This is a genomic window from Kitasatospora albolonga (genome assembly GCF_039535905.1).
Lineage (GTDB): Bacteria > Actinomycetota > Actinomycetes > Streptomycetales > Streptomycetaceae > Kitasatospora > Kitasatospora albolonga.
The window spans coordinates 38,850-63,386 of sequence record NZ_BAAAYB010000158.1 but is presented as its reverse complement, the minus strand read 5'-3'; the positions used below and the strand labels follow the sequence as shown (position 1 = coordinate 63,386).

Here is a 24,537-nt window from a genome sequence, read left to right as displayed (position 1 = left end):
TGCCGACGCTGTTCGGACACCGGCTGCGCGTGTACCGCCGTGCGTACGACATATGGCCCCTCCCAATGATGCCAAGCCTGAGCAGGGTGACGCACCCGTCGTTCACCTGACCGACCACGGCCCGGACACCGTGCACCCGTGCACGATCACAGGCCGAGGAGACGTGCTGCACGCCAGCCGGGGTGAACAAGGCGTCCGCCCGCCGGCCCGCTCGAGGCCGGCAGTGCCACGAGACGGGCTTCGGTTGACCGGTGATGCGCCAGCTCGACCGAGGCCTCTGGGCCCGGCTAGCCCGTCCGCCGACACGTACCGATAGACCTGCCAGCAGGTGCACGGGCTGAAACAAAGAAAATATGCAAACCGACCCCCACCACATTCCCCCCCCCTCCCCCGTTTCCCGCTGGCTCGGCCTCGGCGTACTGGTACTGGCGGTGACCCTGGTCGCGCTCGACGCGACCGTGCTCTCCCTCGCCCTGCCCTCGATCAGCGAGACCCTGCACCCCAGCGGCACCCAGCTGCTCTGGATCGGTGACGCCTACTCCTTCGTGCTGGCCGGCCTGCTGGTCAGCATGGGCGCGCTCAGCGACCGGATCGGCCGCAAGAAGCTGCTGCTGATCGGCTCCACCGCGTTCGGCGCCGCCTCGCTGCTGGCCGCCTACGCACCCACCCCCGGCTGGCTGATCCTGGCCCGCGCGCTGCTCGGCATCGCCGGCGCCACCATCATGCCCTCCACCCTCTCGCTGATCCGCAGCCTCTTCCCGGACGCCCGGGAGCGGGCCACCGCGATCGGCATCTGGGGCGCGGGCGCCACCGCCGGCGCCGCGCTCGGCCCGGTGGTCGGCGGTGTGCTCCTCGAGCACTTCTGGTGGGGCTCGGTCTTCCTGCTCAACCTCCCCGTGCTGGCCCTGCTGCTGGTGCTCGGCGGCTGGCTGCTGCCCGAGTCCAAGGACCCCAAGCCCGGCCGCTGGGACGTGCTCAGCGTGCTGCTGTCGATGACCGGTGTGATCGGCGTGGTCTACGCGGTCAAGGAGGCCGCGGCCAACGGCCTCGGCCACTGGCCGATCCCGGTGACCTTCGCGCTCGGTGCCACCGCGCTCACCGTCTTCGTCCGCCGCCAGCTGCGGCTGGAGTCCCCGCTGCTGGACGTCCGGCTCTTCGTCAACCCGCGCTTCACCGCGGCGGTGCTCTCCTCGCTGGCCTCGCTGATCGGGCTCTCCGGCGTGATCTTCTTCATGTCGCAGTACCTCCAACTGGTGCGCGGGTACTCCCCGCTGACGGCCGGTCTGGCCGAGCTGCCGGCCTTCGTCGGCGCCGTGGCCGGCGGTCTGCTGACCGCGAAGCTGGCCCGCCGGGCCGGTGTCCGGGCCACCCTGGCCGGGGGTCTGCTGGCCATGGGCGCGGGCGTCGCGGTGCTCGGCTGGGTGCACCAGGGCAGCCCCTACCTGCTGCTCGGCGCCGCCTTCCTGGCCGCCGGCGCGGCCGAGGGCATCGTCTACACCCTCTCCGCCGACCTGGTGCTCACCGCCGCGCCGCCGGAGAAGGCCGGCGCCGCCTCCGCCGTCTCGGAGACCGCCTACGAGCTGGGCACCGCCCTCGGCATCGCCCTGCTGGGCTCGGTGGTCACCGCCATCTACGCCGGCTCGCTGGTGATGCCGGCCGGCACCGAGGCCCTCGGCACCGAGGCCGAGCAGTCGATCGGCAACGCGGTGCAGGCCGCCTCCACCCTGCCCGCCGAGCTGGGCGAGCAGCTCACCGCCGCCGCCCGCACCGCCTTCGTGCACGGCATGAACGTGGCCGCGATCGCGGCGGGAGCCCTGCTGCTCTCCGCCTCGCTCTTCGCCTGGTGGAAGCTCCGCGGCCAGGACGCCGCCGCCGGGGCCGAGCGCCCCGCCGACCACCTGGTCCACTGAGCCGACGAGCCCCCTGACCGACCGTCAGGGGGCTCGCGCGCGCCACCGCTCAGCGGTAGCGGTAGTCCAGCTCCAGCTCGGCCCAGACCACCTTGCCGTCCTTGGTCTGGCGGGTGCCCCAGCGGTGGGCGAGCTCGCTGACCAGGTGCATGCCGCGGCCGCCCTCGTCCTGCTCGGCGGCGGTCCGCAGGCGCGGGGCCTGGCCGCCCGAGTCGGCCACCTCCACGGTCAGCGTCCGGTCCCGGAACAGCCGCAGCCGGCGCGGCGCCTCGGCGTGCAGCAGCGCGTTGGTGACCAGCTCACTGACCATCAGCTCGGCGAAGTCGGTGAGCTGCGCCAGCCCCCAGGCCCGCAGGGTGTCCCGGGTGAACTTCCGGGCCCGGCTGGGGGCCGGGCCCTCGCCGTCCAGGTGGAGGGTGGCGATCCGGTCGGAAGGGATCGGCAGCGCCCGGGCCATGATCATGGCGATGTCGTCCTCGGTGCCGTCGCTCACCAGGGCGGCCAGCGCCGCGTCGCAGCTGGCCTCCAGCGTGCGGCCGCGCCCCGAGAGCACCTGGGCCAGCAGGCCGATGCCGTGGTCGATGTCCTCACCGCGGCGCTCCACCAGGCCGTCGGTGTACAGGGCGAGCAGGCTGCCCTCGGTGAGGGTGAACTCGGTGGACTGGAAGGCCACCCCGCCGACCCCGAGCGGGACGCCCGGCGGCAGTTCGATCGCCCGGGACACCCCGTCGGGGCTGACCTTGACCGGCGGCAGGTGCCCGGCCGAGGCGATCGTGCAGGTGCCCTCCACCGGGTCGTAGACCGCGCAGATGCAGGTGGCGAACTGGCCCTCGCCGATGCCCATCGCGGTCTCGTCCAGGCGGGTCAGCACCTGCTCCGGCGGCATGTCCAGGGTGGCCAGGGTCCGCGCCACGGTGCGCAGCTGACCCATCGTCGCGGCCGCCCGGATGCCGTGGCCCATCACGTCGCCGACCACCAGCGCGACCCGGCCGCAGGAGAGCGGCACCACGTCGAACCAGTCGCCGCCGACCTCGCTGACCAGGCTGCTGGGCAGGTAGCGGTAGGCGATCTCCAGACCGAGCGTGCGGTGGATCTCCTGCGGCAGCAGGCTGCGCTGCAGGGTGAGGGCGGTCTCCCGCTCGCGCCGGTAGAGCCGGGCGTTGTCCAGCGCGATGGCGGTGCGGGCCACCAGCTCCTCGGCCAGCGCCACGTCCGCCGCCGAGAACGGCTCGGGGTTGCGCATCCGGACGAACTCGGAGCCGCCGAGCACCATCCCGCGCGCCATGATCGGCACCATCAGGTACGAGTGGATGCCGGCCCGCACCCCGGGGGCGACCCGGTCCGGCTCGGCCACCAGGGCGGCCAGCACCTGCTCGTCCACGTGCGGGCGCAGCAGCGGGCGGCCGCTGCGCAGGCACTCGGTGTAGGTGCGCTTGGAGTCGTACTCGGAGGTGGAGCCGACGGCGTCGGCCGCGCTGGTCATGCCGGCCTCGTACGCCTCGCCGACCGCCACCGCGCGCAGCTTGACGCCCCGGTCGGGCTCCAGCCGTGACGGCTCCTCACCCCGCAGCACGGGCTCCAGCAGGTCGACGGTGGCGAAGTCGGCGAACCGCGGGATGACGGCCTCGACCAGCTCCTCGGCGGTGCGCTGGAGGTCCAGGGTGGTGCCGATCTTCGCGGTGGCCTCGGCGAGCAGGGCCAGCCGCTCCTGGGCCCGGGAGGCGCGGGCCTCGGCCTGGAAGCGCTCGGTCACGTCGATGATCGAGGAGGAGACGCCGAGCACCTGGCCGGTGGAGTCCTCCAGCCGGAAGTACGAGGCGGACCAGGCCCGGTCCCGGCGCGGGTCGCCGGGGGTGCGGCCGTGGGAGCGGGCGTCGACCACCGGCCGTCCGGTGGCCAGGACCTGACGCATCACCGCCTCGATCTCCGAGGAGTTGATGCCGGGCAGCACCGCGTTGATCCGGCGGCCGAGGTGCGCCTCGACGGAGAGGCCGTTGATCCGGGCCAGCGCGTCGTTGAGGCGGACGTAGCGCAGCTCGGTGTCGTAGACGGCCATCCCGATCGGGGACTGCGCGAAGATGCCGTCCAGCACCGCGAGGTCACCCTCCACCTGGCGCAGCGCGCCGAGGTCGGAGGCGGTGGCCAGCAGCAGCCGCTCGCCGCCGGGGCCGGTGATGGGGTAGGTGCGGAACTCCAGCTCGACCCGGTGGCCGTCGCGGTGCCGGATGGCGTACACCCCGGACCAGCCCTTGCCGGCCATGATCTGACGGAACAGCTCCTGGGCGGGCTCGCGCTCGGTGTCGGGGATCAGCAGCCGCCCGGCGTAGGAGCCGACGGCCTGGTCCGCGGTGTACCCGGTGAGCGCCTCGGCGTCCCCGCTCCAGTGCAGGATGCGGCCGTCGCCCTCGATCAGGGCGGTGGCCAGCGGCACCAGCCGATGACCCGTCAGGTCTGCCGGGACGGCACCCGCCGCCGGGCCGGTGCCGTCCGGTGTGTTCCGCTCGCTGCCTTGCATGATCAGGGGATCACCTGTCAGGTACGTTCCCCGGCCGGGCCGGGCCGGATCGGCTCCCCACCAGACTGCACGTCCCCGGGTACGGGTGCGACTGCTGGTCCGTCAGGTGGAGTACGTGGTGGGTGGTCAGGGTGCTGGCCGGGGCACAGGCTACGACAGCGGACACCCGTTCGGACATGGTCGTGCAGCACCTTGGACAAGCTGTGACCTGCCGGACCACGGTCAGGTCACGGCCCGGGCCCCGCCCAGCACCGCGTCCAGGGTGCGGGCCCACTGCCGGACCACGCCCGAGCGGCGCTGGCCGTCGTCGGTGAGCAGGTTGGCCAGGCCCAGGCCGCGGGCCAGGTCGAGGGTGGCCTGGACGGTCTCGCGCACGCCCGGGGTGGCCTCGTCCGCGCCGAGGAACTCCACCGCGGCCCGGTGCGCCTCCCGGCCGATCTGGTTCTCCAGCGCGACCAGGCGTCCGCGCAGCGGCTCCTCGGTGGCGGCCGCCACCCACAGGTGCAGCGCGGCGCGGAACAGCGGCCCGGTGTAGAGGCGGACGATCAGCTCGACCACCGCCTCCGTGCGGCGCTCCGCCGGCGGTGCCAGCCCGTCCAGGTGGGCGCGCAGGTCCGCCAGCCGCTCGGCCGCGACGTGCTCCACGGCGGCGGTGAAGAGGTCCTCGCGGGTGCGGAAGTGGTGCTGGGCCGCGCCCCGGGTGACCCCGGCCCGCTCGGCCACCACCGCGACGGTGCTGCCCTGCCAGCCGACCTCGGCCAGGCACTCCACCGCCGCCTCCAGCAGTCGGCGGCGGGTGGCCCGGCTGCGGTCCTGCTGGGGCATCCGGGCGGCCGGGGCGGTGGCCGGTGTGCCCGCGGGGACGGGCGCCGAGGTGCTCGCTGAGGTGGTCATGGCGGCCTCCCTGCCGGGTCTTCGGTCCCCGCCGATCCTGCCAGACCGGCGGGGAGCCGCCCGCTCCGGGCCCGCTGACCAGGCGTCAGCCCTGCCGCTCGCGCAGCTGCCGGCGCAGGATCTTCCCGGCCGCCGACTTGGGCACGGCCTCCACGAACTCCACCGCCCGCACCTTCTTGTACGGCGCGACCCTCTCGGCCACGTACCCGCTGACCTGCTGCTCCGTCAGCCCGCTGCCGGGGGCCCGGACCACGAAGGCCTTGGGGCGCTCCTCGCCGTCCTCGCCGCGCACCCCGATCACCGCGGCGTCGGCCACCTCCGGGTGGGTGAGCAGCAGCGCCTCCAGCTCGGCGGGGGCGACTTGGTACCCCTTGTACTTGATCAGCTCCTTCACCCGGTCCACCACGAACAGGTAGCCGCGCTCGTCGACCAGGCCGACGTCCCCGGTGTGCAGCCAGCCGTCCGGGTCGATCATCGCGTCGGTCTCGCCCTTGCGGCCGAAGTACCCCCGCATCACCTGCGGGCCCTTGAACAGCAGTTCGCCGCGCTCGCCGACCCCGAGGTCGGTGCCGGAGCCGTCCAGGGCGACCACCCGCAGCTCGGTGGAGGCGACCAGCTTGCCGACCGTGCCGGCCGGCGGGTCCTCGTCGTCCAGCGGCACCACGTGGGTGACGGGCGAGAGCTCGGTCATCCCGTAGCCCTGGTGGATCCGGTCCAGCCCGAGCCGGCGGGCGGCGGCGTCCGCCAGCTCGGCGTCCAGCGGGGCGGCGGCGCTCAGCACGTAGCGGACGGAGGAGAGGTCGTAGCGGTCCACCAGCGGGTGCTTGGCCAGGGCCAGCACGATCGGCGGGGCGGCGAAGACGCCCTCGATCCGCTGGTCCTGGATGGTGCGCAGGAACTGCTCCAGGTCGAAGCGGGGCAGCACCACCACCGTGGAGCCGCAGCGCAGCGGGTGGTTGAGCAGGGCGGTCAGGCCGTAGATGTGGAAGAACGGCAGCACGGCCAGGATCCGCTCGCCCCGGCCGGTGGCGTGCACCGAGTCGGTCTGCAGCAGGTTGCTGCTGATGTTGCGGTGGCTGAGCATCACGCCCTTGGGCAGGCCGGTGGTGCCGCTGGAGTACGGCAGCACGGCGATGTCGGTGGCCGGGTCGATCTCCGGGCGCGGTGCCGGGGCGGTGGAGGCGATCAGGTCGGCGAGCGAGCGGTGGCCCTCGGCCCGGTCGCAGACGAATATCTCGGTGACCGGCACGCCCTCGGCGGCGACGGCCTTGGCGGCCTCGACGGCGACCGGGAGGAAGGCCGAGATGGTGATGATCCAGCGGGCACCGCTGTCCTTCAGCTGGCCGGCCAGCTCGGTCGCGGTGGTCAGCGAGCTGACCGTGGTGACGGTGGCCCCGGCCCGGGTGGCTCCGTAGAAGGCGATCGGATAGGCGATGGTGTTGGGGCTGTAGAGGGCGATCACGTCGCCCTTGCGCACCCCGGCCTCGGCCAGCCCGGCCGCGAACCGGAGGCTGGCGCCGTCCAGTTGGGCGTAGCTGACGGACTCCCCGGTGATGCCGTCCACCAGGGCCGGCTGGTCCGGGTGCTCGGCCACGTTGCCGAGCACCGCGTCGTGGATCGGCAGGTCGAGTGCGTCGATCGCGGGGTAGTCACTGCGGAACACCATGCGGTCCTCCAAGCCGGGGGTGGGTGGTGCGGGCCCTCCAAGAGTGCCGCCACCGCGCCGTTCCCGACAGGGGACCGACCGGGCGGGTGCCCCGGCCGACGCCCCGTCAGGCCGGGTCGAAGGCCTGTGGGTAGACGAAGTCCCCGCGCAGGGAGGGCTGGTAGGAGGCCAGCGGGCGGACCTGGAAGAACCGGCCCCAGCTCGGGTCCGGCGCGTTGACGCCCAGGTCGGTACTGCGGCGGAAGCCGTAGCGCCCGTAGTACTCCGGGCTCCCGAGCAGGGCCACCAGCGGCTCCCCGAGCGCGTCCGCGCCCCCGATCACCGCGTGCACCAACGCCAGCCCCACGCCCTTCCGTTGGTGCCCCGGCAGCACGCTGATCGGGCCCAGCCCGACCACCGGCACCCCGTCCACGTGGGCCCGGCTGCACACCACGTGCCCGACCACCTCGCCGTCCGGCCCCTCGGCCACCATCGACAGCTCGGGAATCCAGGCCGGCCCGGCGCGCAGCTGGTCCAGCAGCTCGACCTCGAAGGGCTCGACGGTCTCCAGCTTGGCGAAGGCGGCGGCGGTCAGGGCCCGGACGGCGGCCACGTCGGCGGGGGTCTCTCGTCTGATCAGCACCGGCACAGTGTGGAGTCGACTCCGGTGCCCCGCAAGGGATTTACCCCTCCCCCGGCCCGCCGTCCCCGCAGCTCAGATACCCATGGGGGTATACTGGCCTCGAAACCCCCACCCCCGAGGAGTCCCCCGTGTGCCGACGCACCACCTGCCGCACCTGCGGCAAGGCCACCCACGCGGGCTGCGGCCTGCACGTCGAGCAGGTCCTGGCCGGCATCCCGAAGAGCGCCCGCTGCGACTGCGACCCGTCCACCCGCAAGGGCCTGTTGGCCCGCCTGCTCGGCCGCTGACCCGACGCGGAGCGACGCCCGTGCCGGCCGGGCCGTCCGCCCTCCGACCCCGCCGTCAGGCGGCGGGCTCCCGGGGCGGGAGCGGGGTTGTCCCAGTCCAGCAGGCGGAGCAGGGCCTCGTCGGGACGGGTCGCGGGGCGAGCGGAGTCCTGTGGCGGGGGGCCGTCCTGCGGACCGGAGCCGGCCGGCGGGCGGCTCGCGGTGAGGCGGGCACTGGTGGCGGTGTTGAGGTCGGTGCGCGGGCGGCGGTGGTACTCGTAGGCCGCCAGGGCGGCCTCGGCCGACGGGGCGTCACGCAGGGCCTTGGCCAGCACCACCGCGTCCTCCAGGGCCATCGACGCCCCCTGCCCGGTGGCCGGGGAGGCGGCGTGGGCGGCGTCGCCGATCAGCACCACCCGGCGGCTGCGCCAGCGGTTCCCCGCCGGCAGGTGCAGGGCGTTGGTGACCATCAGCTCCTCGCCCGTCCCCGCCACGATGTCCGCGCAGGGCGTCCGGTCCGGCCGCAGCAGCGGCTCCAGCCAGGCCCGCCACTGCGCCGGGGTGGTCCGCGCCCGCTCCTCCGCGCCCACCGGCGCGCCCGCCACCCGCGCGAACCAGAAGGTCCGCCCGGCCGGCGAGACCAGGTAGCCGAAGGCCGCCTCGCTGCCCCGCACCATGGTGATCAGGTCGGGTGCGGCCACCGGCGGCGGCGCGGCCGTGCTGTACCCGTAGAACACCCGCTGCCCGGCGTACTCGGGCCCGGCCCCCGTCCGGCTCCAGCCACCCGCGCACCGCCGAGTGCAGCCCGTCCGCGCCCACCAGCAGGTCACCGGCCTCCGAGGATCCGTCGGCGAAATGCGCCGTCACCCCCTCCTCCGTCTCGGTCACCGAGGCGAGCCGGGCTCCGTGCCGCAGCGGGATCCCCCGCCGCCGGACCTCCCGCTGGAGCACCGCCCCGAGCTCGGCCCGCCGCAGACAGCGGTACCGGGCCAGCGGCCGCTCCACCTCCCCGAGCGGGACGGAGGCCAGCTCCGCGCCCTGCGCGTCGAGCACGGTCATCGCGGTGACGTCGAAGCCGACCCCGGCCACCGCCCGCTCGGCGTCGAAGCCGGCCAGCGCCCGCATGCCGTTGCTGGCCAAGGTCATGAAGGCGCCGATGTCCTCACCCGTGTCCGGGTGCGCCTCGTGGACCACCGGCTCGTGCCCCGCCTTGTGCAGCGCCAGGGCCGCCGCCGTCCCGGCGATCCCGCCTCCGGCCACCACGATCCGCGCCATCCGCCGCCCCCTCTTGCCGTGTCCCGGTCACCCGCCCTCCCATCCTGGCAGAACGGCCGTGCAAGCGTGGTCGGTTGACGAACCGACACCACGCCGACGGCCCGGGCCCGTTGCCCGGGCCGTCGGCCCCACCCCCTCAGCCGTGCGAGAAGGTCACCTTCGGCAGCACCCTGTCCAGCCACCTCGGGGTGTGCCAGGCGGCCCGCCCGGTCAGGCGCAGCATCACCGGCAGCAGCACCAGCCGCACCAGCGCCGCGTCCAGCAGCACCGCCACGCCGAGCACGATGCCCATCTCCTTGGGCGGCAGCGGCCCGGAGATCGCGAAGGTGAAGAACACCGCGACCATCACCCCGGCCGCCGCGAAGACCACCCGCCCGGAGTGGGCCAGCGCGCCGACCATCGCCCGGCGCGGGTCACCGGTGCGCTCGTACTGCTCCTTCGCGGAGGCGAGCAGGAAGACGGTGTAGTCCATCGCGATGGCGAAGATCATGGCGAAGAAGAACACCGGCGCCCCACCCGTCCAGGAAGCCCTGCGAGGTGAAGCTCAACAGCCCTGCCCCGTGGCCGTCCTGGAACACCAGCCGGGCGACGCCGAACGCCGCGCCGGTGGAGAGCAGGCTGGCCAGCGTGCCGAGCGCCGCGATCAGCGGGGCCCGCAGGGCGACCAGCAGGAGCAGGAAGCCGAGCGCCATCACCACCCCGATCACCAGCGGCGTCTTCGCGGTGAGCAGCGCCTGGAGGTCGAGGTTCTCCACCGCCGCGCCACCGACCAGCGCCCCCTCCGGCAGCTGCGCGCGCAGCGCGTCCACGGTGCGCTCCAGCTCCGGGCTGGACGGGTCCACGGACGGGACGGCCTGGATCAGCGTCAGCCCCGAGCCGTCGGCCGCCGGCTGACCGGGCATCACCCCGGCGATGCCCGGGGCGGCGGCGAGCTGCCCGGCGACGGCCTCGGCCTGCCCGGCCGGGGCCACGATCTGCAGGGCACCTGGCGCGCCGGGGCCGAAGGCCTGCTGGACGGCGGTGTACCCGGCCCGGGCGTCGGCGTCCGCGGGCAGCACGGCGATCGAGGGCATCGCGGTGCGCAGGCCGAGCACCGGCGCGGCAAGGGCGAGCAGCGCCACCAGGGCCAGCGCGCCGTAGCGGACGGGGTGGCGCCACAGGCGCTCGCCCCAAGCCGCGAAGCGCGGGGAGCTGTGCCCGGCCCGCTTGGCCCACGGCAGGGCGACGGCGTCCACCCGGTGGCCCAGGCGGCCCAGCACGGCCGGCAGCAGGGTGAGGGTGGCGGCCAGCACGAACAGCACCGCCAGCATGATGCCGCCCGCCATCGACCTGAAGGCCGGGGAGGGCACCAGCATCACGGCGGAGAGGCTGACCAGCACGGTGGCTCCGGAGAGCAGCACCGCCTTGCCCGCCGTGTCCATCGTCTCGGCCACCGCCCGGCCGTCTCCCTGGCCGGCGGCGCGGGCCGCCCGGAACCGCACCACCAGGAAGAGCGCGTAGTCGATGCCGAGGGCGAGGGCGAACATCATCGCGAAGTTCATCGCCCAGATGGAGACCGGGAACAGATGACTGATCAGCACCAGCGAACCGGCCGAGGCGGCCAGCCCCGCCATGGTCAGCAGCAGCGGCAGCCCGGCCGCGACCAGCGATCCGAAGGCCAGCACCAGAATGGCCAGCGTGACCGGCCAGGACATCACCTCGGACTTCATCATCGCGTCGTGATTGGCCTTGTTGAAGTCGCTCCAGAGCACCGAGGCTCCGGTCGCGTGCACCTCCACCCCGCCGCCCGACAGGGCCGCGAGCGGACCCTTGAGATCGTCGGCGGCGCGCACCATGTCGTCCGGCGAGGCCGCCGCTCCGGCCAGCAGTACGGCCGTGCGGCCGTCCTGGCTCACCGTCGCCCCCTCCTGCGGGGGCACCACGACGGAGACCCGCGGATCGGCGGCCGCCAGCTCCCCGGCCCGGTCGATCACCTGCCGGACGGCCGGGTCGCCCACCGGGCGGTCGGCGGCGACCACGATCTGCAGTGCGGTGGAGGCGTTCCCGGCGAAGTGCCGCTCGGCGAGCTGACGGACCTTCACCGACTCGGACCCGTCCGCCTGCCAGCCCGCCCCGGACAGCGCCGTGGTCACCTGCGGGGCGAAGGCCCCCAGCGCGGCGACCACCACCAGCCAGCCGACCAGCACGGACTTGAAGTGCGCCACCGACCAGAGGCCGAGACGGCCCAGCAGGCCGGGGCTTGAGGGTGGTTCGGAGAGCGTGGGGGCGACCTTCGCGAGGATGCTCATGGGACTTCCTATACGGGTGGGGGTATACACGGAGGCGAAGAAAAAGCCCGCCGTCAAGCGGGACTGTCCGACAGACGAGCACCACGACCGAGGAACACCGGCCGGCCGCGCGAGCGCCGCGGACCCAGCCACGCGGCCCGGCACGCCCGCCGAGCGGGCGCGTCCGGCAGGCGAGCACCACGGCCGGGAAGCACCCGCCGGCCGCGCGAGCTACACGGGCCCAGCCACGCGGCACAGCACGCCGCCGAGCGGGCCCGCGCTTCCGTCGGCCGGGGTGGCTGGACCGATCGCCGCCGCCTGGTGCGGCCAGGCGAGTCGGCTCAGCCGGTCAGGGTGGCCAGGGTGGCCAGGGCTGCGCGGAGGCGCTCCGCCGCCTCGTCGGCGACGGGGGTCAGCTCCGGGTGGCCGGTGAAGGTGACGAGCAGCTGCGGGTCGGCGGCCTCGACCACCGTCCGGCCGGCCTCCGTCCGGACCAGCACGTTGCACGGCAGCAGCAGGCCGATCCGGCGGTCCACCGCCAGTGCGCGGTGCGCGAGCGGCGGGTTGCAGGCGCCGAGGATGAGGTAGTCCTCCATCTCCTCGCCGAGCTTGGCCCGCAGCGTGGCCTGCACGTCGATCTCGGTCAGCACGCCGAACCCCTGCCCCGCCAGCGCGTCGCGCACCCGCGCGACGGCCTCGGCGAACGGGACGTCCAGCGCGACGGTCAGCTCCTGCTCCATGTCTCCACTCCATCTCTCCGAATACCCCTGGGGGCATTGATCCATCTTCTCTCACCATACTCCAGGGGGTATCCCATCAGCCGTTCCCCCGCTTCCGCCGCGCCCACGGCCCGGTCAGCGCGGGCCTCTCCGGGCCGGCCCGGGTCCGTACGGGTGGAATCGCCGGGCCTCCCCCGGGGCCGGTCCGCCCGCATCCGGCTCCGGTGTGACCGTGGGCACGCAAGGTCCCCCATCCGGAAGAGAGGCCGTCCCGCCCATGCGACGCACCCCCGCCCGCAGGCTCGCCGCCGCCCTGCTCACCCTCTCCACCCTGCTCCCGGTCGCCCTCGCCGCTCCCCCGGCCGAGGCCCGGCACCGCCCCACCACGCTTCTCCCCGCGCCGCCCGCCGCCGCCACGGCCGCCCACCCGGCCGCGACCGTCTCCACCGAGGGGCTCGACCCGGCCCTGGTCGCCCGCCTGGACGAGGCCATCGAACGCGTCCGGCAGGAGACCGGCACCCCCGGGGTCATCGCGGGCCTCTGGCTGCCCGGCCGCGGGGAGTACCTCAAGACCTTCGGCGTGGCCGACAAGCAGACCGGCGAGCCGATGGATCCCGCGATGCACTTCCGGATCGGCAGCGAGACCAAGACCTTCACCATCACCGCCCTGCTCAAGCTGGTCGACTGGGGCCTGGTCGACCTGGACGCACCGATCTCCACCTACCTGGACGGCGTGCCCTGCGGGGACGAGATCACCATCCGTCAGATGGCCGAGATGCGCAGCGGCCTGTACTCGTACACCTTCGACCCGGACTTCCAGCACGACCTGCTGAGCAACCCCCAACGCTCCTTCACTCCGCAGGAGTTGCTCGGCTACGCGTTCAAGCACGACAACGTCTTCGCGCCCGGGACGCAGTTCCAGTACTCCAACACCAACACCGTCCTGCTCGGCCTGGTGGTGGAGAAGCTCGGCAACCTACCGCTGCAGGACTTCCTCCTGCGCAACGTCACCGGCCCGGCCGGCCTGGACGAGACCTTCCTCGCGCACGACACCGCCCTCCCCTCCCCCTATCCGCACGGCTACACCAACCAGACCCTCAGCGGCGAGGTCGAGGACTCCACGCACTGGAACCCGAGTTGGGCCTGGGCGGCGGGGGCGATGGTCTCCGACCTGTGCGACCTGCGGGACTGGGCCAAGGTGCTGGCCACCGGCGAGCTGCTCACCCCCGCCACCCAGCACGAGCGCGAGAAGTTCGTCCCCGTCCCCGGCCTGAGCGACGGCGGCTACGGCCTCGGCCTGTTCGCCACCCACGGGTGGATCGGCCACGACGGCTCCCTCCCCGGCTACGAGAGCGTCACCATGTACCTCCCCGAGGCCGACGCCACCATGGTCATCCTCCTCAACACCGACGTCCTCCACGACGGCCACGAGCCCAGCGGCCTCTTCGCCAAGGCCGTCACCGAGATCGCCACCCCCGACCACGTCTACACCCTCCCCAGCAGGCCCTGACCTCCTCACCACCCCCGCCCCTGCCCCCCGCTCAGTTCCGGTCCGGCCCCCCGGCCGCCCGGAAGGCGCGGCGGTAGGCGGCGGGGGTGGTGCGCAGGGCCTCGTGGAAGCGGCGGCGCAGGTTGACCGCCGAGGAGAGGCCCACGCGGTGGGCGATGGTCTCCACCGGGAGGTCGGTCTCCTCCAACAGCGCGCGGGTGGCGGCGAGTCGGCGGTCCAGCAGCCAGCGGCCGGGGCTGAGGCCGAGCTGTTCGGTGAATCGCCGGGTCAGCGTCCGGGGCGAGAGCTGCGCCCGCAGCGCCATCTCCGCCACGCTCACCGGCTGGTCCAGCCGCCCGGACAGCCACTCCAGCAGCGGTGCCAGCGAGTCCGCCACCGGCCGCTCGCCCTCGCCCGGCAGCTCGGCGTACTGCAGCTGGCACCCCTCCCGGTGCGGCGGCATCACCAACTTCCGTGCCACCCGCAGCGCGTGGGCCGCACCGTGGTCCGTCCGCACCAGGTGCAGGCACAGGTCCACCGCCGCCGCCGAGCCGGCGCTGGTGGCCACGTCCCCGTGGTCCACGTACAGCACCGCCGGATCGACCCGCACCCGCGGATGACGGACCGCCAACTCCCCGGCCCGCGCCCAGTGCGTGGCCGACCGGCGCCCGTCCAGCAGCCCGGCGGCGGCGAGCACGAAGGCCCCCGAGCAGAGCCCGACGATCCGCGCCCCGCGCCCGTGCGCCCGCCGCACCGCCGCGCACACCGCCTCCGGCACCTCTCCGGCGCCCCACCCCGGGACCAGCACCGTGTCGGCTCCCTCCAGCGCCTCCAACCCGGCGGTGACCAGCAGCTCGTACCCGGCCTCGCTCCGCACCGCCCCCGGCCGCTCCGCAGCGACCCCGAACGCGTACCGCTCCGCCCCGCCCTCCCGGAACACCTCGGCGGCGCACCCGAGCAGGAACGCCGACTGCGGCGCCGCCAGCAGTGCGACCACCCGGTGCGGCGCGGTGGACTTCCCCGGCCTGCTCGACCTACCTGACCTGCTCGACCTGCTCGGCGGCGTCATGGCGCGAAAGTACCCCATCATGTCGTTCCGGACACTGGGGCCGCCTCCCGGCCACCCCGATGATCGACACCGTGACCACTGCCCAGCTCTCCCGTCCCACCGCCCAACACCCCCTCTGGGACCGGCGGTTCACCCTCTACTTCACCGCCCGGGCCGTCTCCCTCCTCGGCGACGCGATGATGCCGGTTGCCACGGCGCTGGCGGTCGGGGCCCTGTACGGGGTGTCCGGCGTGGGAGCCGTCCTCGGGGCCTGGACGGGGACCTTCGTGCTCCTGGTCCTCTTCGGCGGGGTGCTCTCCGACCGCCTCGGGGCGCGGCGGTTGATGGTCGGCGCGGACCTCGTCCGGGTCGGCACCCAAGGCGCCCTGGCCGCAGCCTTCTTCGCCGGGCCGCCGCCCTTCTGGCTGCTGGTCGCCCTGGCCTCGGTCGCCGGCGCGGCGGTGGCGATGTTCCTCCCGGGCGTCAACGGCATGGTCCCGCTGGTCGCCCGCGACACCCAGCGCGCCAACGCCACCCTCAAGGTGGCCGACGCCCTCGCCCACCTCCTCGGCCCGGCCCTGGCCGGCCTGCTGATCGCCCTCACCGACGCCGGTGCGGTCTACGCCGTCGACGCCGCCACCTTCCTCCTCAGCGCCCTCTGCCTCGGCCTCCTCCGCCTCCCCGACTCGCCGTCCCTTCCCCGCACCTCCCTCCGCGTCGAACTGCACCAGGGCTGGCGGGAGTTCCGCGACCGCCCCTGGATGTGGTCGGTGATCCTGATCTGGCTCCTCTACGGCATCCTGCTCTTCGGCCCCCTGGTCCCGCTGAGCTCGGCCCTGATCGGCGCCCGGCTCGGCCCGGGCAGCTACGGACTGGCCGTCTCCTTCCTCGGCGTCGGCACCGTCCTCGGCGGCCTGCTCGCCCTGCGCCTGCGCCCCACCCGCCCCCTCGCCGCCGGCGCCGCCGTCCTCGCCCTCTACACCGCCCTCCCCCTCGGCACCGCCCTCACCACCTCCCTCCCGCTCCTGCTCACCGCCCACGTCCTCGGCGGCGCAGCCCTCGCCTTCTGGTCCGTCATGTGGGCCACCAGCGTCCAGACCCACACCCCGCCCGCCGTCCTCAACCGCGTCTCCGCCTACGAACTCGCCGGCTCCATCACCGGCATCACCCTGGGCCAACTCCTCGCCGGCCCCGCCACCCACCTCGCCTCCCCCTCCCACCTCCTGCTCCTCTCCGCCGCCACCTGCCTCACCGGCTGCGCCGCCCTCCTCGCCGTCCCGGCCGTCCGCGGCCTACGGCGCGCGCCGTAACCCGGATGCCCCCGGGGCCCGTCGCTGCTACCGTGCGCCGACACCGTCATGATCATCTAGATGAGGGAGACACGATGCGTCTCAGACGACTGGGCACACTGCTCACCGCCGCCGTGGTGGCGGCAGCGCCCCTGACGCTCACTCAGGCGGCCCGGGCGGCCCAGCCCGGGGCGGGAATCGTCCAGATCGTCGCCCACGAGGACGACGACCTGCTGTTCATGAACCCGGACCTGTCCAACAGCATCAAGGCCGGCATACCGATCACCACGGTCTACCTCAGCGCCGGCGAGGCCACCGCCGGCGTCGAGTACGCCAGGCAGCGTCAGAACGGCGCGCTGGCGGCGTACTCCCAGATGCTCGGCGTGACCTGCCCGGACGCCTGCTGGAACTTCGGCGAGGTGACGTTCGGCACGCACACTGTGGAGCGCTACGCGCTCGGCAACGTCAACCTGTACTTCCTCGGCCTCCACGACGGCGGGGCGGACGCCTACCAGGGGCTGGGGGCGCTGAACCGGATCTGGAACGGCGGCACCGAACCCACGCTCGCCATGGCCGACAACGGCAGGTGGCCCCAGTCCTACAGCAGTGCCGGGCTGGACGACGTCCTGACGCGGATCCTGGCCTCCGCCAACCCCACCCTGGTCCGGATCCAGGACCCCGCACCGGACCCGCTGCTGGCCGGAGAGCTCGGCTTCAAGCCCGAGTTCCACGGCGACAACCCCGACCACACCGCCGCGGCCCGGTTCGCCGACAAGGCCGTCGGCCGGTACGGCGGGACCGCCCCGCAGCGCGTGGTGGTGGAGCACTACCGCGACTACAACATCCAGGACACGCCCGCGAACCTCTCCAGTGCCGCGGCCCTGGAGAAGGTCACGACCTTCGAGGGCGCCTACGCGCCCAACGACCCACTGCTGCCCAGGGACCCGTCCACCGGTGAGTTCCCGTCGGCCTGCAACCCGGCCGGGGCGAGCAACGCGTACTACCAGTGTTGGGAGTCCCGCCAGCAGTACCGGACGCCCCGCTCCACCCAGTCGGTGATCTCCGACCGGAACGGCTGGCTGCACGCCTTCGCGGTGGAGAGCGGCAAGCTCTTCGAATGGCAGGAGAACTCCTCCGGTGCCTGGACCGGGCCGACGGTCCACGCCCAGGCACCCGGGCCGCTCGCCGCGGGCGTGTCGGTGGGCCGCGACCAGGACGGTCGGATCGAGGTCCTCGGCCAGCGGTCCGACACCGGCGCGATCGTCTCCAACTACCAGACGGCGGCCGGCGGCTGGGCGTGGGGATCGCTCGGCAGCCCCAACCTGCCCACCGACGCCCTGCAGGTCAGCGCTCCGGTCGCGGCGTCCAACGAGGACGGCCGGCTCCAGGTGTTCGTCCGCAACGCGGGCGGCGGGATCAGCTCGACCTGGCAGACCACCCCCAATGGTGGGTGGAGCGGCTGGGCCGACATGGGCGGCAGCGGCATCCAGGAGGCCCCCGCCGTCTTCACCACCAAGGACCGCCGGATCGAACTCTTCGGCTGGGCGCCCCGTAACGCCAGCGCCTCGGTGCTGCACTGGTACCAGCCCGCGACCAACCAGCCCTTCGTCCGGGGCGGCGACCTCCCGGTCGCACCCACCAGCGCCCCGACGGTCGCGATGGACCAGGACGGCAGGCTGGAACTCCTCTACCGCCAGCTCGACGCCGTTGACCCGCTGGTCGACCTCTCGGCCAAGTCCTACACCATGACCCTCTGGCAGACCTCCCCCGGCGGCGGCTGGGCCGCCGCGGCGGGCGCGCTCGGCGGCGGCCCCGACGACGGTGGCGTCGGCGCACCCGCCGCGGTCACCCGCGGCGACGGGCGGATCGTGGCGTTCGTCCGCAACCTCGGCGGAGGGATCAGCGTGAGCGTCCAGAACGCCCCGAACGGAGCGTTCGGCAGCTGGGCCGACCTGCGCGGCCCCGGCGCCGCCGGCCAGATCGTCGGCGTCCCCGCCGCGGGCGTCGACCGCAACGGCCTGGCCGACCTCGTCGCCCTCGGCCTCGACGGCCGGATGTACCACAACCGCCAGAACACCAACGGCTCCTTCTCCCACACCAACTGGCAGCCCATCGGCTGACTCAGCCCCGACCACCGGGCGGACGGCGGCCCGGCTCCCGTCACGGGCGCCGAGCCGTCCCGCCCGCGCCGACCACCACCGCGATCGCGCCACGATCTTTCCCACTGCTTTCCGGGGAAATTGACGATCCATCAGGCCCGGGTATTGTCATACTTCGCGGATGACCGAACAGCTGGCCGAGCGCGCCCGCCACTGGCTCGCCGAGTGCGGCATCACCGAGACCCCCGCCGGCTGGACCGAGGCCGAGGCCCCGGGCCGCCTGCTCACCGCCAACGAAGTCGCGCACGGCTGGACCGCCGAGGTCTTCGCCGACGACTCCCTCGACGCGGACGGGCAACTGGAGCTCGCCTTCGGCCTGTTGGACCTCCTCGACGACTACTGGGTGACCTGCGAGATCCGCTTCGCGGACCGCGGCCCCGACGGACCGCTGCCCCCCACCACCCTGTGGGCCGGCTACCGCCGCCGACTGGAGGCCGAGCGGGACGCCGAGGCCGTCACCTACTCGCTCTGGGTCGACTGGTTCGAGGACCGCACGACCGCCGGGACGGCCTTCGCCGAGGTGCTCGGCCTCGATCTCGACCGGATCGTGGCGACGGGCGGCCCGGCACCCCTCCTCCGCCGGGCCGGCCGCGTCCTGGCCTGCTCGGGCCCCGTCCCCTGGCCGGTGAAGCGGCGGGCCTATGCCACCGCCCTCCGCCTCCCGGCCCTCCACGAGCCGCTCTTCCAAGGCCTGCTGACCAGCTACCACGATCTCTACGGCGACCTGGAACCGACCGCCGCCCTCGCCCTCCTCACCCGCCTCGACCTCCCGCCGGACACCCCTCACCTCCACGAACTCCGCACCGTCCTCACCGCCGGCCACCGCCACCACTCCACCGACCCACAGGCCTGGGACGCCGCGACCCGCGCCCCGGCGCCCCGGTCGGCGGCCCGATGACCGGGAACCCCGGTAACCTGCCCGCCATGGACGACACCTCCGTGGCGCGGTTCTACGACCGGCTCGCAGCGGACTACCACCTGATCTACCGCGACTGGGAGAGCTCGGTGGCGGCCCAGGGCGCGGCGCTGGACGCGGTGATCCGCTCGACCCTCGGCCCCTCGCCCGCCACGGTGCTGGACTGCGCGTGCGGCATCGGCACCCAGGCCCTCGGCCTCGCCCTGCGCGGCCACCGGGTCACCGGCACCGACCTGAGCCCGGCGGCCGCCGACCGCGCCGGGCACGAGGCCGACCGGCGGGGGCTGGCCGTCCCGACCTCCGCCGCCGACATGCGCTCGCTCCCGTTCGAGGACGCCGCCTTCGACGTCGTCGTCTGCGCCGACAACGCCCTGCCGCACCTGCTGACGGCGGAGGACGTCCGCGCGGCCCTCGCCGAGATGCGCCGGGTGCTGCGCGACGGCGGGCTGCTCCTGATCAGCACCCGGGACTACGACCGGATCCGGCAGTCCCGCCCCACCTCGACCGCCCCCCAGGTCAACGGCGAGGGGAACGAACGGACCGTCACCTTCCAGCTCTGGCACTGGCACGAGGACGGCGAGCGCTACGACCTGGAGCACTTCCAACTCCTCCCCAAGGGCGAGGACTTCGACGTCCAGGTGCGACGCACCACGTACTGGGCACTCCCCCAGGACCACCTGTCCGACCTGGCTGTCGAATCGGGCTTCACCTCGCCCACCTGGCTCCCGCCCGAGGAGAGCTCCTTCTTCCAACCCCTCCTCACCGCCCGGGTCCCGCCCGCCTGAACCGATCGGCCGCCCGCCGCGCATCCGGCGCAGCACCGTGGCGTGGTGGACGAGACGTCAGCCCCGGTGGCAGGTATGACAGTCAGCGTGCCGACGCGCCAGGACGTGGAGGAATCGGCAATGATGCGTCGGCAGGCACGGTCTTCCAGGCAGGTCACGGTCGTAGAGAACTCCATGATCTTGGAAGCCGTGCCTGCCTGACCCGGGCGAGCATCAGCGACGGGGGCCGACGGCACGTAGCATCAGCCTGTGACGAGGACACCGAGGCCAGGAGCCCATTGCTCTGTGTGCGGGCTCGATCAGGGCTTCGGTGCCTGGGGTTCCGACGGACTGACGCCGTCATTCGCAATCTGCAACTGCTGCTTCATCGAATTCGGCTACGAGGACGCCTCGAATGCGGGGGTCATGACCGCGCGAGCTGCATGGATCGAAGCTGGCTGCCCTTGGCGCGGATCGGTGAGCGAACGCCCGGCGGCGTGGGATCCCCAGGTGCAACTGGTCGACAGCTTGAAGCTGCCGTAAGGCTGGGTCTCGGGCTGGACATCCGCATCCGTGAATACCTCTCACCCGCCTGAGGCCATATGCTCACGAATCGGATATCCCGCGACTTCGCCGAAGCCCTGGGTCGCGGGCGTCCATTGGATATGGACGCCCGCGATGCGGACTTCAAGATGAGAGATTTCCCTTGAACCTCAGGGAGAGGAGCACGTCATAGAATCTGCGGTCGGCCCAGGTCGAGCAGGTCGGGATCCTGCATTGTGAGCCGGGCCTCGAACTCCTCCCAGCCGTACGTCCGAACGAATTCCACCTCGGCCGCACCGATCGGAATCATCCATACGATCGCAACTCCTCGTCCGTCTTCCAAGTGAACGGAGGAGAAATCTGGGTCGAAGTAAACTGGCATTGCGGCGTAGAGTGCGACCATCTCACTTCCGGGAGCCATTGGCCCGGGAAGGTCGACAATATCGCCGCGGCGAAGTAGATCCCCGCTCGAAATCAGCTGGGAAGCGACGCCTTCCAGTGATCCGGGGAATGGTCCATAGTCACCCTGGGGGGCGTACTGGCAGCCGATGATCTCGATGTGGTAGTCGCGATCATCTTCCGGATCCTTCAGGTCCCTCAGCGGGAAGTTGCTGAGTCCCACAGTGGAGAACGAGGTGACTCCGGAAATATTTCCGCCATAGAATGAGCAGACTGTCAACTTGCCGCTTGCATCGCCCAGGTTGACCGACCATCCGCCCCCCATCGGGCCGAGGCGACTTTCCAGATGGTTGACAATTCCACTCATTCCACTTCTCCGTCTCCCCCGTTGCCCGCGCCTCGATTGCAAGTGATGCATTCGATTTGCAGGCCGGATTGATTATTTTCAATGACGTATTTGCGGCCGGGCATTCCGTTCGAACTCCCGCCTTGACCAGGAGGTCGGAAAACGTCCTACGCCGGCACCCGATTGATTCTCGTTCGGATTTCTGAAGACCTCCCCCCTTACAACCTCGTGCATGATTACTCAGGTTGAACTCACCTTGTCGGTCGATGCGAATCGGAACAGTTGGGGAGAGTGCGGGTGCCGAGGGCCATGGTTGGTGGATCCTTCCCCGACTTGGGCCATACCGTCTCTCACGACGCCCGGAAGAGTTCGTCCAGGTGATGGGTGAGGATCGCGAGTGCGGCGTCGCCCGTGCGCTGGCCGCCCAGCACGCTTGAGCCCAGTCCGTTGACCATGGCCAGTAGTCCGGCGGCGGCGATCTCGGCATCCTTGCCGGGGTCGATTTGCCCTGCCTGCTGGGCCGCGCGGAGCTGCTTGGCGAGAAAGCCCTCCAGCTGTTCCGGTTGCCGAGCGCCGTGCGCTTCCAGGACCTCGGGGTCGTTGAGCACCAGGGTGTAGTAGGCGGCGTAGGTCCTGGTGATCCGCCGGCTTTCCGGGTCGGTCGGCAGGATGCACGACAGGAGCGCGGTCACGATGCCGCGCGGTGTGGGCGGGGTTCCGGCCGCGACGATCCACTTCTCCATGCGGGCCTGAAGTTGGGTGCCGAGTCTGGCCAGCGCGTCGAGCAGCAGCCCTTGCTTGGTCTCGAAGTAGTACTGCACCAACCGCAGGGAGACGCCGGCCTCGGCCGCGACGGCCCGCATGCTGGCCGACTGCAGGCCCTGTGTGTCAGCGATCCTCAACAACGCCTCGGCGATCTGCCGTCGGCGCTCCTCGTGATCGACCACGATCCCACCTCCCTGGTACACCCGTATCATGCCGTGATACACATGTACCATGCGAATTGGCGAGTTCAGGAACGACCGAGCCAGAGACCGGTTCCGTGCCGCATACGAGCGGACTCTGGCCGAGCTGTGGCCGGGGCCGCGAACGGCGCTCGACCTTCCGACCACGTTCGGGACCACTCGCGTCTACCGGACCGGACCGCCGAGCGGTGAGCCGATCGTGCTGCTACCCGGATCGGGTGGGAACGCGCTGATGTGGCACCGGTACATCGACACGCTGGCCCGGCACCGTCCGGTCATCGCCGTCGACACGGTCGGCGAGCCAGGTGCGAGCGTGCAGACCACCCCGATCCGCGACGGCCAGGACGGCGCCGCCTGGCTGGACGAAGTCCTGGCATCGTTGGAGGTGACGGACGCTCGGCTCGTCGGCTGCTCCTACGGCGGCTGGCTGGCGATCAACCACCAGATCCACCACCCCGGACGGGCCGCGTCCCTCGTCTTGGTTGACCCCGCGGGCTTCGCCGATTTCGGGCCGCGGTTCTACGCCTGGCTGATCGCCGGCGGGCTCGCCGCAGTCGCGCCCCGCCCGCTCCGCCCCCGGCTGGCCCGACTGGTCGGCAACAGCGCGATCCTGGAGACCGAGCTGATGGGCCTGATGCGCGCGTCGATGGGATTCCGCCGCGCACTCCCGGTGCCACCGGTCCTCTCCGACGACGAACTGCGCCGCCTGCGCGCTCCTTCGTTGTTCCTGCTCGGGGCGCGCAGCGCCATGCATGACTCACGCAAGGTTGCCGACCGCCTCAGCAGGCTCGCACCCTCGGCCAGGGTGGAGATCGTGCCTGACGCCGGCCACGCGCTGCCGACCGACAAGCCGGAGCTGGTGGCCGAGCGCATCCTCCATGCCATCGGGCAGTAGCACCACCGGGTAGCCCCGACCGCTGCCGTTAAGGAGGTTGCCTCAGGGATGACGTCGGCAGCCAGGGTGGGACGATGGTCAGCCCGCTCGCGGCAAGGCAGCCGTCGACGAGTTGTGGCCGGTACTGGATCTTCCGTGAGCCACGCCGGACCGTCCGCACGAGGTGGTCGGGGTCGGCAAAAGCGACGTTGGACAGAAAGCCGCGTCTCAGCAGTGACCGCCGCGGCCGGTCGCACGACTCGGCCTCACGCCGGGCCTGCCACACAGGTCCCAACTCGGCCACCAGATCGGCGATCACCACCTGCGACAGGCCGTGATCCGACGCTCCGAAACGATCAACGAACGTGCCGCAGTCCCCACCACGCATGACCCGACGAGCCGACCGCCCGCAGGCCACGGCCAACCATGCACGAAGTCGACAGGGCCCCTCCTACGGAGTCTTCTCCACTCCGCAGAGGACTCCATAGGAGGGGTCAACCGATCCCGCTACGCGCACTTGCGGATGGTCACCCGGCCGCCGTTCTTGGTCATCTCGCTGGAGTGCGGCGCGAGACAGAGCCCCGTCCACTGGTTGGTGAAGGTGTAGGTACCGCTGATCTTGGTCGGGTTGACCGACCAGAGCTGGTTGCCCGAGTCCCAGCGGGTCTCGCAGCCCCACCACATGAGCTGGGTGTTCTGGCCGGGCGGGGTGCCGTTGTTGTAGGGGACTGTGAGGCAGTAGCCGTTGTTGTTGCGAATGGTGAAGTAGCCGTTGCTCGCCTTGACGGCATTCCACTTCTGCGCGGCCCCGCCGTCGCAGGTACGCTGCACCACGAGCCCGCCGTTGGGGACGGTGGGGCCGATGGCCAGGCACTTGCCGCTCAGCAGGTTCTTGTACGGACCCTTGCCGCCGGCCGACCACATGTCGTAGGTCCTGGTGGTCGGGGGCTCCTGCCCGCAGATGTCCCTCAGCTCCGTGTCGGTCATCTTGCGGCTCTGGTACAACCAGGCGAAGGACCGGCTGGTGTCCGGCACCCGGACGACCGCGTTCTTGACGAGCTCGTTCTTGTTGCCGTCGTAGCGGGCATCGATGTCGACGACCGCCTCGATCAGCGGCTCCCTGACCTCGATCCAGCCGACGCTGCCCAGGGGGACCGCAGCGGTGTGCGTGTGGGTGTCGCTGGTGCTCCAGGTCCAGCTCCAACCGAGCTTGGGCCCGACGGAGGCCTCCCAGTCACCGAACTTCTTCTTCCCACCGATGTCGAGGCCGAAGGAGAAGCTGGTGGAGGAGCTCTTGGTTCCGGCGACGCTCACGTTGCCGCTACTGGTGCAGCCGTAGGCGATGGGGCTCTTGCCACTGCCGAGCTTGTCGGGCATGGTGGCCTCGCCCCATACCTGCTTGCTGCTCTTGAAGGTGAGGTAGCACTCGGGGTCCCAGTAGATGATGTTCCCGGCCTGCGTGGGCCTCGGGTCGGCGCAGTCCTCGACTACCTGCGCGGGCGACTTGGCTGCCGCGAACGCCGTCGAGGTCAGCGGGAAGTAGCTCATTATCAAGGCGAGCACCACGATCGCCTTCTTCACGTTCTTCACGAGGCGTGAGCTTAGGGATCA

Annotated in this window: 19 protein-coding genes and 2 pseudogenes; 7 read left to right on the top strand and 14 right to left on the bottom strand. The window is 72.4% G+C overall.

Going from position 1 to position 24,537, the window contains the following annotated elements; genetic code table 11:
• Positions 1–353 precede the first annotated feature (353 nt).
• Entirely contained in the window at positions 354–1,910 is a 1,557-nt protein-coding gene (locus tag ABD946_RS41240) for an MFS transporter (RefSeq protein ID WP_345290857.1), read from the top strand.
• Between the two features lie 49 nt (positions 1,911–1,959).
• Here ABD946_RS41240 and ABD946_RS41235 read toward each other — a convergent pair whose 3' ends face one another.
• From ABD946_RS41235 to ABD946_RS41195, 9 genes and pseudogenes are all read right to left on the bottom strand, one after another.
• Positions 1,960–4,425, bottom strand: coding sequence for a SpoIIE family protein phosphatase (locus ABD946_RS41235; RefSeq protein ID WP_345290856.1), 2,466 nt, complete (start codon positions 4,423–4,425; stop codon positions 1,960–1,962).
• A 222-nt stretch (positions 4,426–4,647) separates the two neighbouring features.
• Positions 4,648–5,319 carry a TetR/AcrR family transcriptional regulator gene (locus ABD946_RS41230; RefSeq protein ID WP_380149207.1) on the bottom strand — a complete coding sequence of 224 codons (672 nt, stop codon included), beginning with the start codon at positions 5,317–5,319 and terminating at the stop codon, positions 4,648–4,650.
• Between the two features lie 85 nt (positions 5,320–5,404).
• The gene (locus ABD946_RS41225; protein ID WP_345290855.1) at positions 5,405–6,985 is read right to left on the bottom strand and encodes an AMP-binding protein; all 1,581 of its coding nucleotides are present in this window, start codon (positions 6,983–6,985) and stop codon (positions 5,405–5,407) included.
• Between the two features lie 106 nt (positions 6,986–7,091).
• Positions 7,092–7,607, bottom strand: a complete 516-nt coding sequence (locus tag ABD946_RS41220) for a GNAT family N-acetyltransferase (protein ID WP_345290854.1) — start codon at positions 7,605–7,607, stop codon at positions 7,092–7,094.
• Positions 7,608–7,647: 40 nt separating this feature from the next.
• The gene (locus ABD946_RS41215) at positions 7,648–8,703 is read right to left on the bottom strand and encodes an FAD-dependent oxidoreductase (protein ID WP_345290853.1); all 1,056 of its coding nucleotides are present in this window, start codon (positions 8,701–8,703) and stop codon (positions 7,648–7,650) included.
• Between the two features lie 13 nt (positions 8,704–8,716).
• Positions 8,717–9,148, bottom strand: a pseudogene (locus tag ABD946_RS41210) (FAD-dependent oxidoreductase); the annotation flags it as partial.
• A gap of 136 nt (positions 9,149–9,284) precedes the next feature.
• Complete coding sequence (locus ABD946_RS41205) at positions 9,285–9,638, bottom strand: MMPL family transporter (RefSeq protein ID WP_345290852.1); 354 nt, start codon at positions 9,636–9,638, stop codon at positions 9,285–9,287.
• Positions 9,562–11,436 carry an MMPL family transporter gene (locus ABD946_RS41200; protein WP_345290851.1) on the bottom strand — a complete coding sequence of 625 codons (1,875 nt, stop codon included), beginning with the start codon at positions 11,434–11,436 and terminating at the stop codon, positions 9,562–9,564. The genes ABD946_RS41205 and ABD946_RS41200 overlap by 77 nt, the downstream gene beginning before the upstream one ends.
• Positions 11,437–11,756: 320 nt before the next feature.
• Entirely contained in the window at positions 11,757–12,155 is a 399-nt protein-coding gene (locus ABD946_RS41195; RefSeq protein WP_345290850.1) for a DUF302 domain-containing protein, read from the bottom strand.
• 256 nt (positions 12,156–12,411) lie between these two features.
• Between ABD946_RS41195 and ABD946_RS41190 the strand changes: the two genes are divergently transcribed.
• Positions 12,412–13,644: a serine hydrolase domain-containing protein gene (locus ABD946_RS41190; RefSeq protein ID WP_345290849.1), complete on the top strand. Its 1,233-nt coding sequence runs from the start codon at positions 12,412–12,414 to the stop codon at positions 13,642–13,644.
• A gap of 31 nt (positions 13,645–13,675) precedes the next feature.
• On the opposite strand, the gene ABD946_RS41185 is transcribed toward ABD946_RS41190, so the two are convergent.
• Entirely contained in the window at positions 13,676–14,620 is a 945-nt protein-coding gene (locus ABD946_RS41185) for a helix-turn-helix domain-containing protein (protein ID WP_345290848.1), read from the bottom strand.
• Between the two features lie 143 nt (positions 14,621–14,763).
• Between ABD946_RS41185 and ABD946_RS41180 the strand changes: the two genes are divergently transcribed.
• From ABD946_RS41180 to ABD946_RS41165, 4 genes are all read left to right on the top strand, one after another.
• A complete protein-coding gene (locus ABD946_RS41180; protein ID WP_345290847.1) occupies positions 14,764–15,981 on the top strand; it encodes an MFS transporter in 1,218 nt (405 codons plus the stop codon).
• A 74-nt stretch (positions 15,982–16,055) separates the two neighbouring features.
• Complete coding sequence (locus ABD946_RS41175; protein ID WP_345290846.1) at positions 16,056–18,080, top strand: DUF8189 domain-containing protein; 2,025 nt, start codon at positions 16,056–16,058, stop codon at positions 18,078–18,080.
• Between the two features lie 160 nt (positions 18,081–18,240).
• Positions 18,241–19,017 (top strand): hypothetical protein, encoded by a 777-nt coding sequence (locus tag ABD946_RS41170; protein ID WP_345290845.1) that lies wholly within the window; start codon positions 18,241–18,243, stop codon positions 19,015–19,017.
• A 26-nt stretch (positions 19,018–19,043) separates the two neighbouring features.
• Positions 19,044–19,820 (top strand): class I SAM-dependent methyltransferase, encoded by a 777-nt coding sequence (locus ABD946_RS41165; protein ID WP_345290844.1) that lies wholly within the window; start codon positions 19,044–19,046, stop codon positions 19,818–19,820.
• 709 nt (positions 19,821–20,529) lie between these two features.
• On the opposite strand, the gene ABD946_RS41160 is transcribed toward ABD946_RS41165, so the two are convergent.
• Positions 20,530–21,108 carry a suppressor of fused domain protein gene (locus ABD946_RS41160; protein WP_345290843.1) on the bottom strand — a complete coding sequence of 193 codons (579 nt, stop codon included), beginning with the start codon at positions 21,106–21,108 and terminating at the stop codon, positions 20,530–20,532.
• 329 nt (positions 21,109–21,437) lie between these two features.
• Positions 21,438–22,037 carry a TetR/AcrR family transcriptional regulator gene (locus tag ABD946_RS41155; RefSeq protein ID WP_345290858.1) on the bottom strand — a complete coding sequence of 200 codons (600 nt, stop codon included), beginning with the start codon at positions 22,035–22,037 and terminating at the stop codon, positions 21,438–21,440.
• Positions 22,038–22,083: 46 nt separating this feature from the next.
• Here ABD946_RS41155 and ABD946_RS41150 point away from each other — a divergent pair, with 46 nt between their 5' ends.
• Positions 22,084–22,947, top strand: a complete 864-nt coding sequence (locus ABD946_RS41150) for an alpha/beta fold hydrolase (protein ID WP_345290842.1) — start codon at positions 22,084–22,086, stop codon at positions 22,945–22,947.
• A 28-nt stretch (positions 22,948–22,975) separates the two neighbouring features.
• On the opposite strand, the pseudogene ABD946_RS41145 reads toward ABD946_RS41150, so the two are convergent.
• Positions 22,976–23,164: pseudogene (locus tag ABD946_RS41145) on the bottom strand (hypothetical protein); the annotation flags it as partial.
• A 269-nt stretch (positions 23,165–23,433) separates the two neighbouring features.
• Positions 23,434–24,516: an RICIN domain-containing protein gene (locus tag ABD946_RS41140; RefSeq protein ID WP_345290841.1), complete on the bottom strand. Its 1,083-nt coding sequence runs from the start codon at positions 24,514–24,516 to the stop codon at positions 23,434–23,436.
• Positions 24,517–24,537 lie beyond the last annotated feature (21 nt).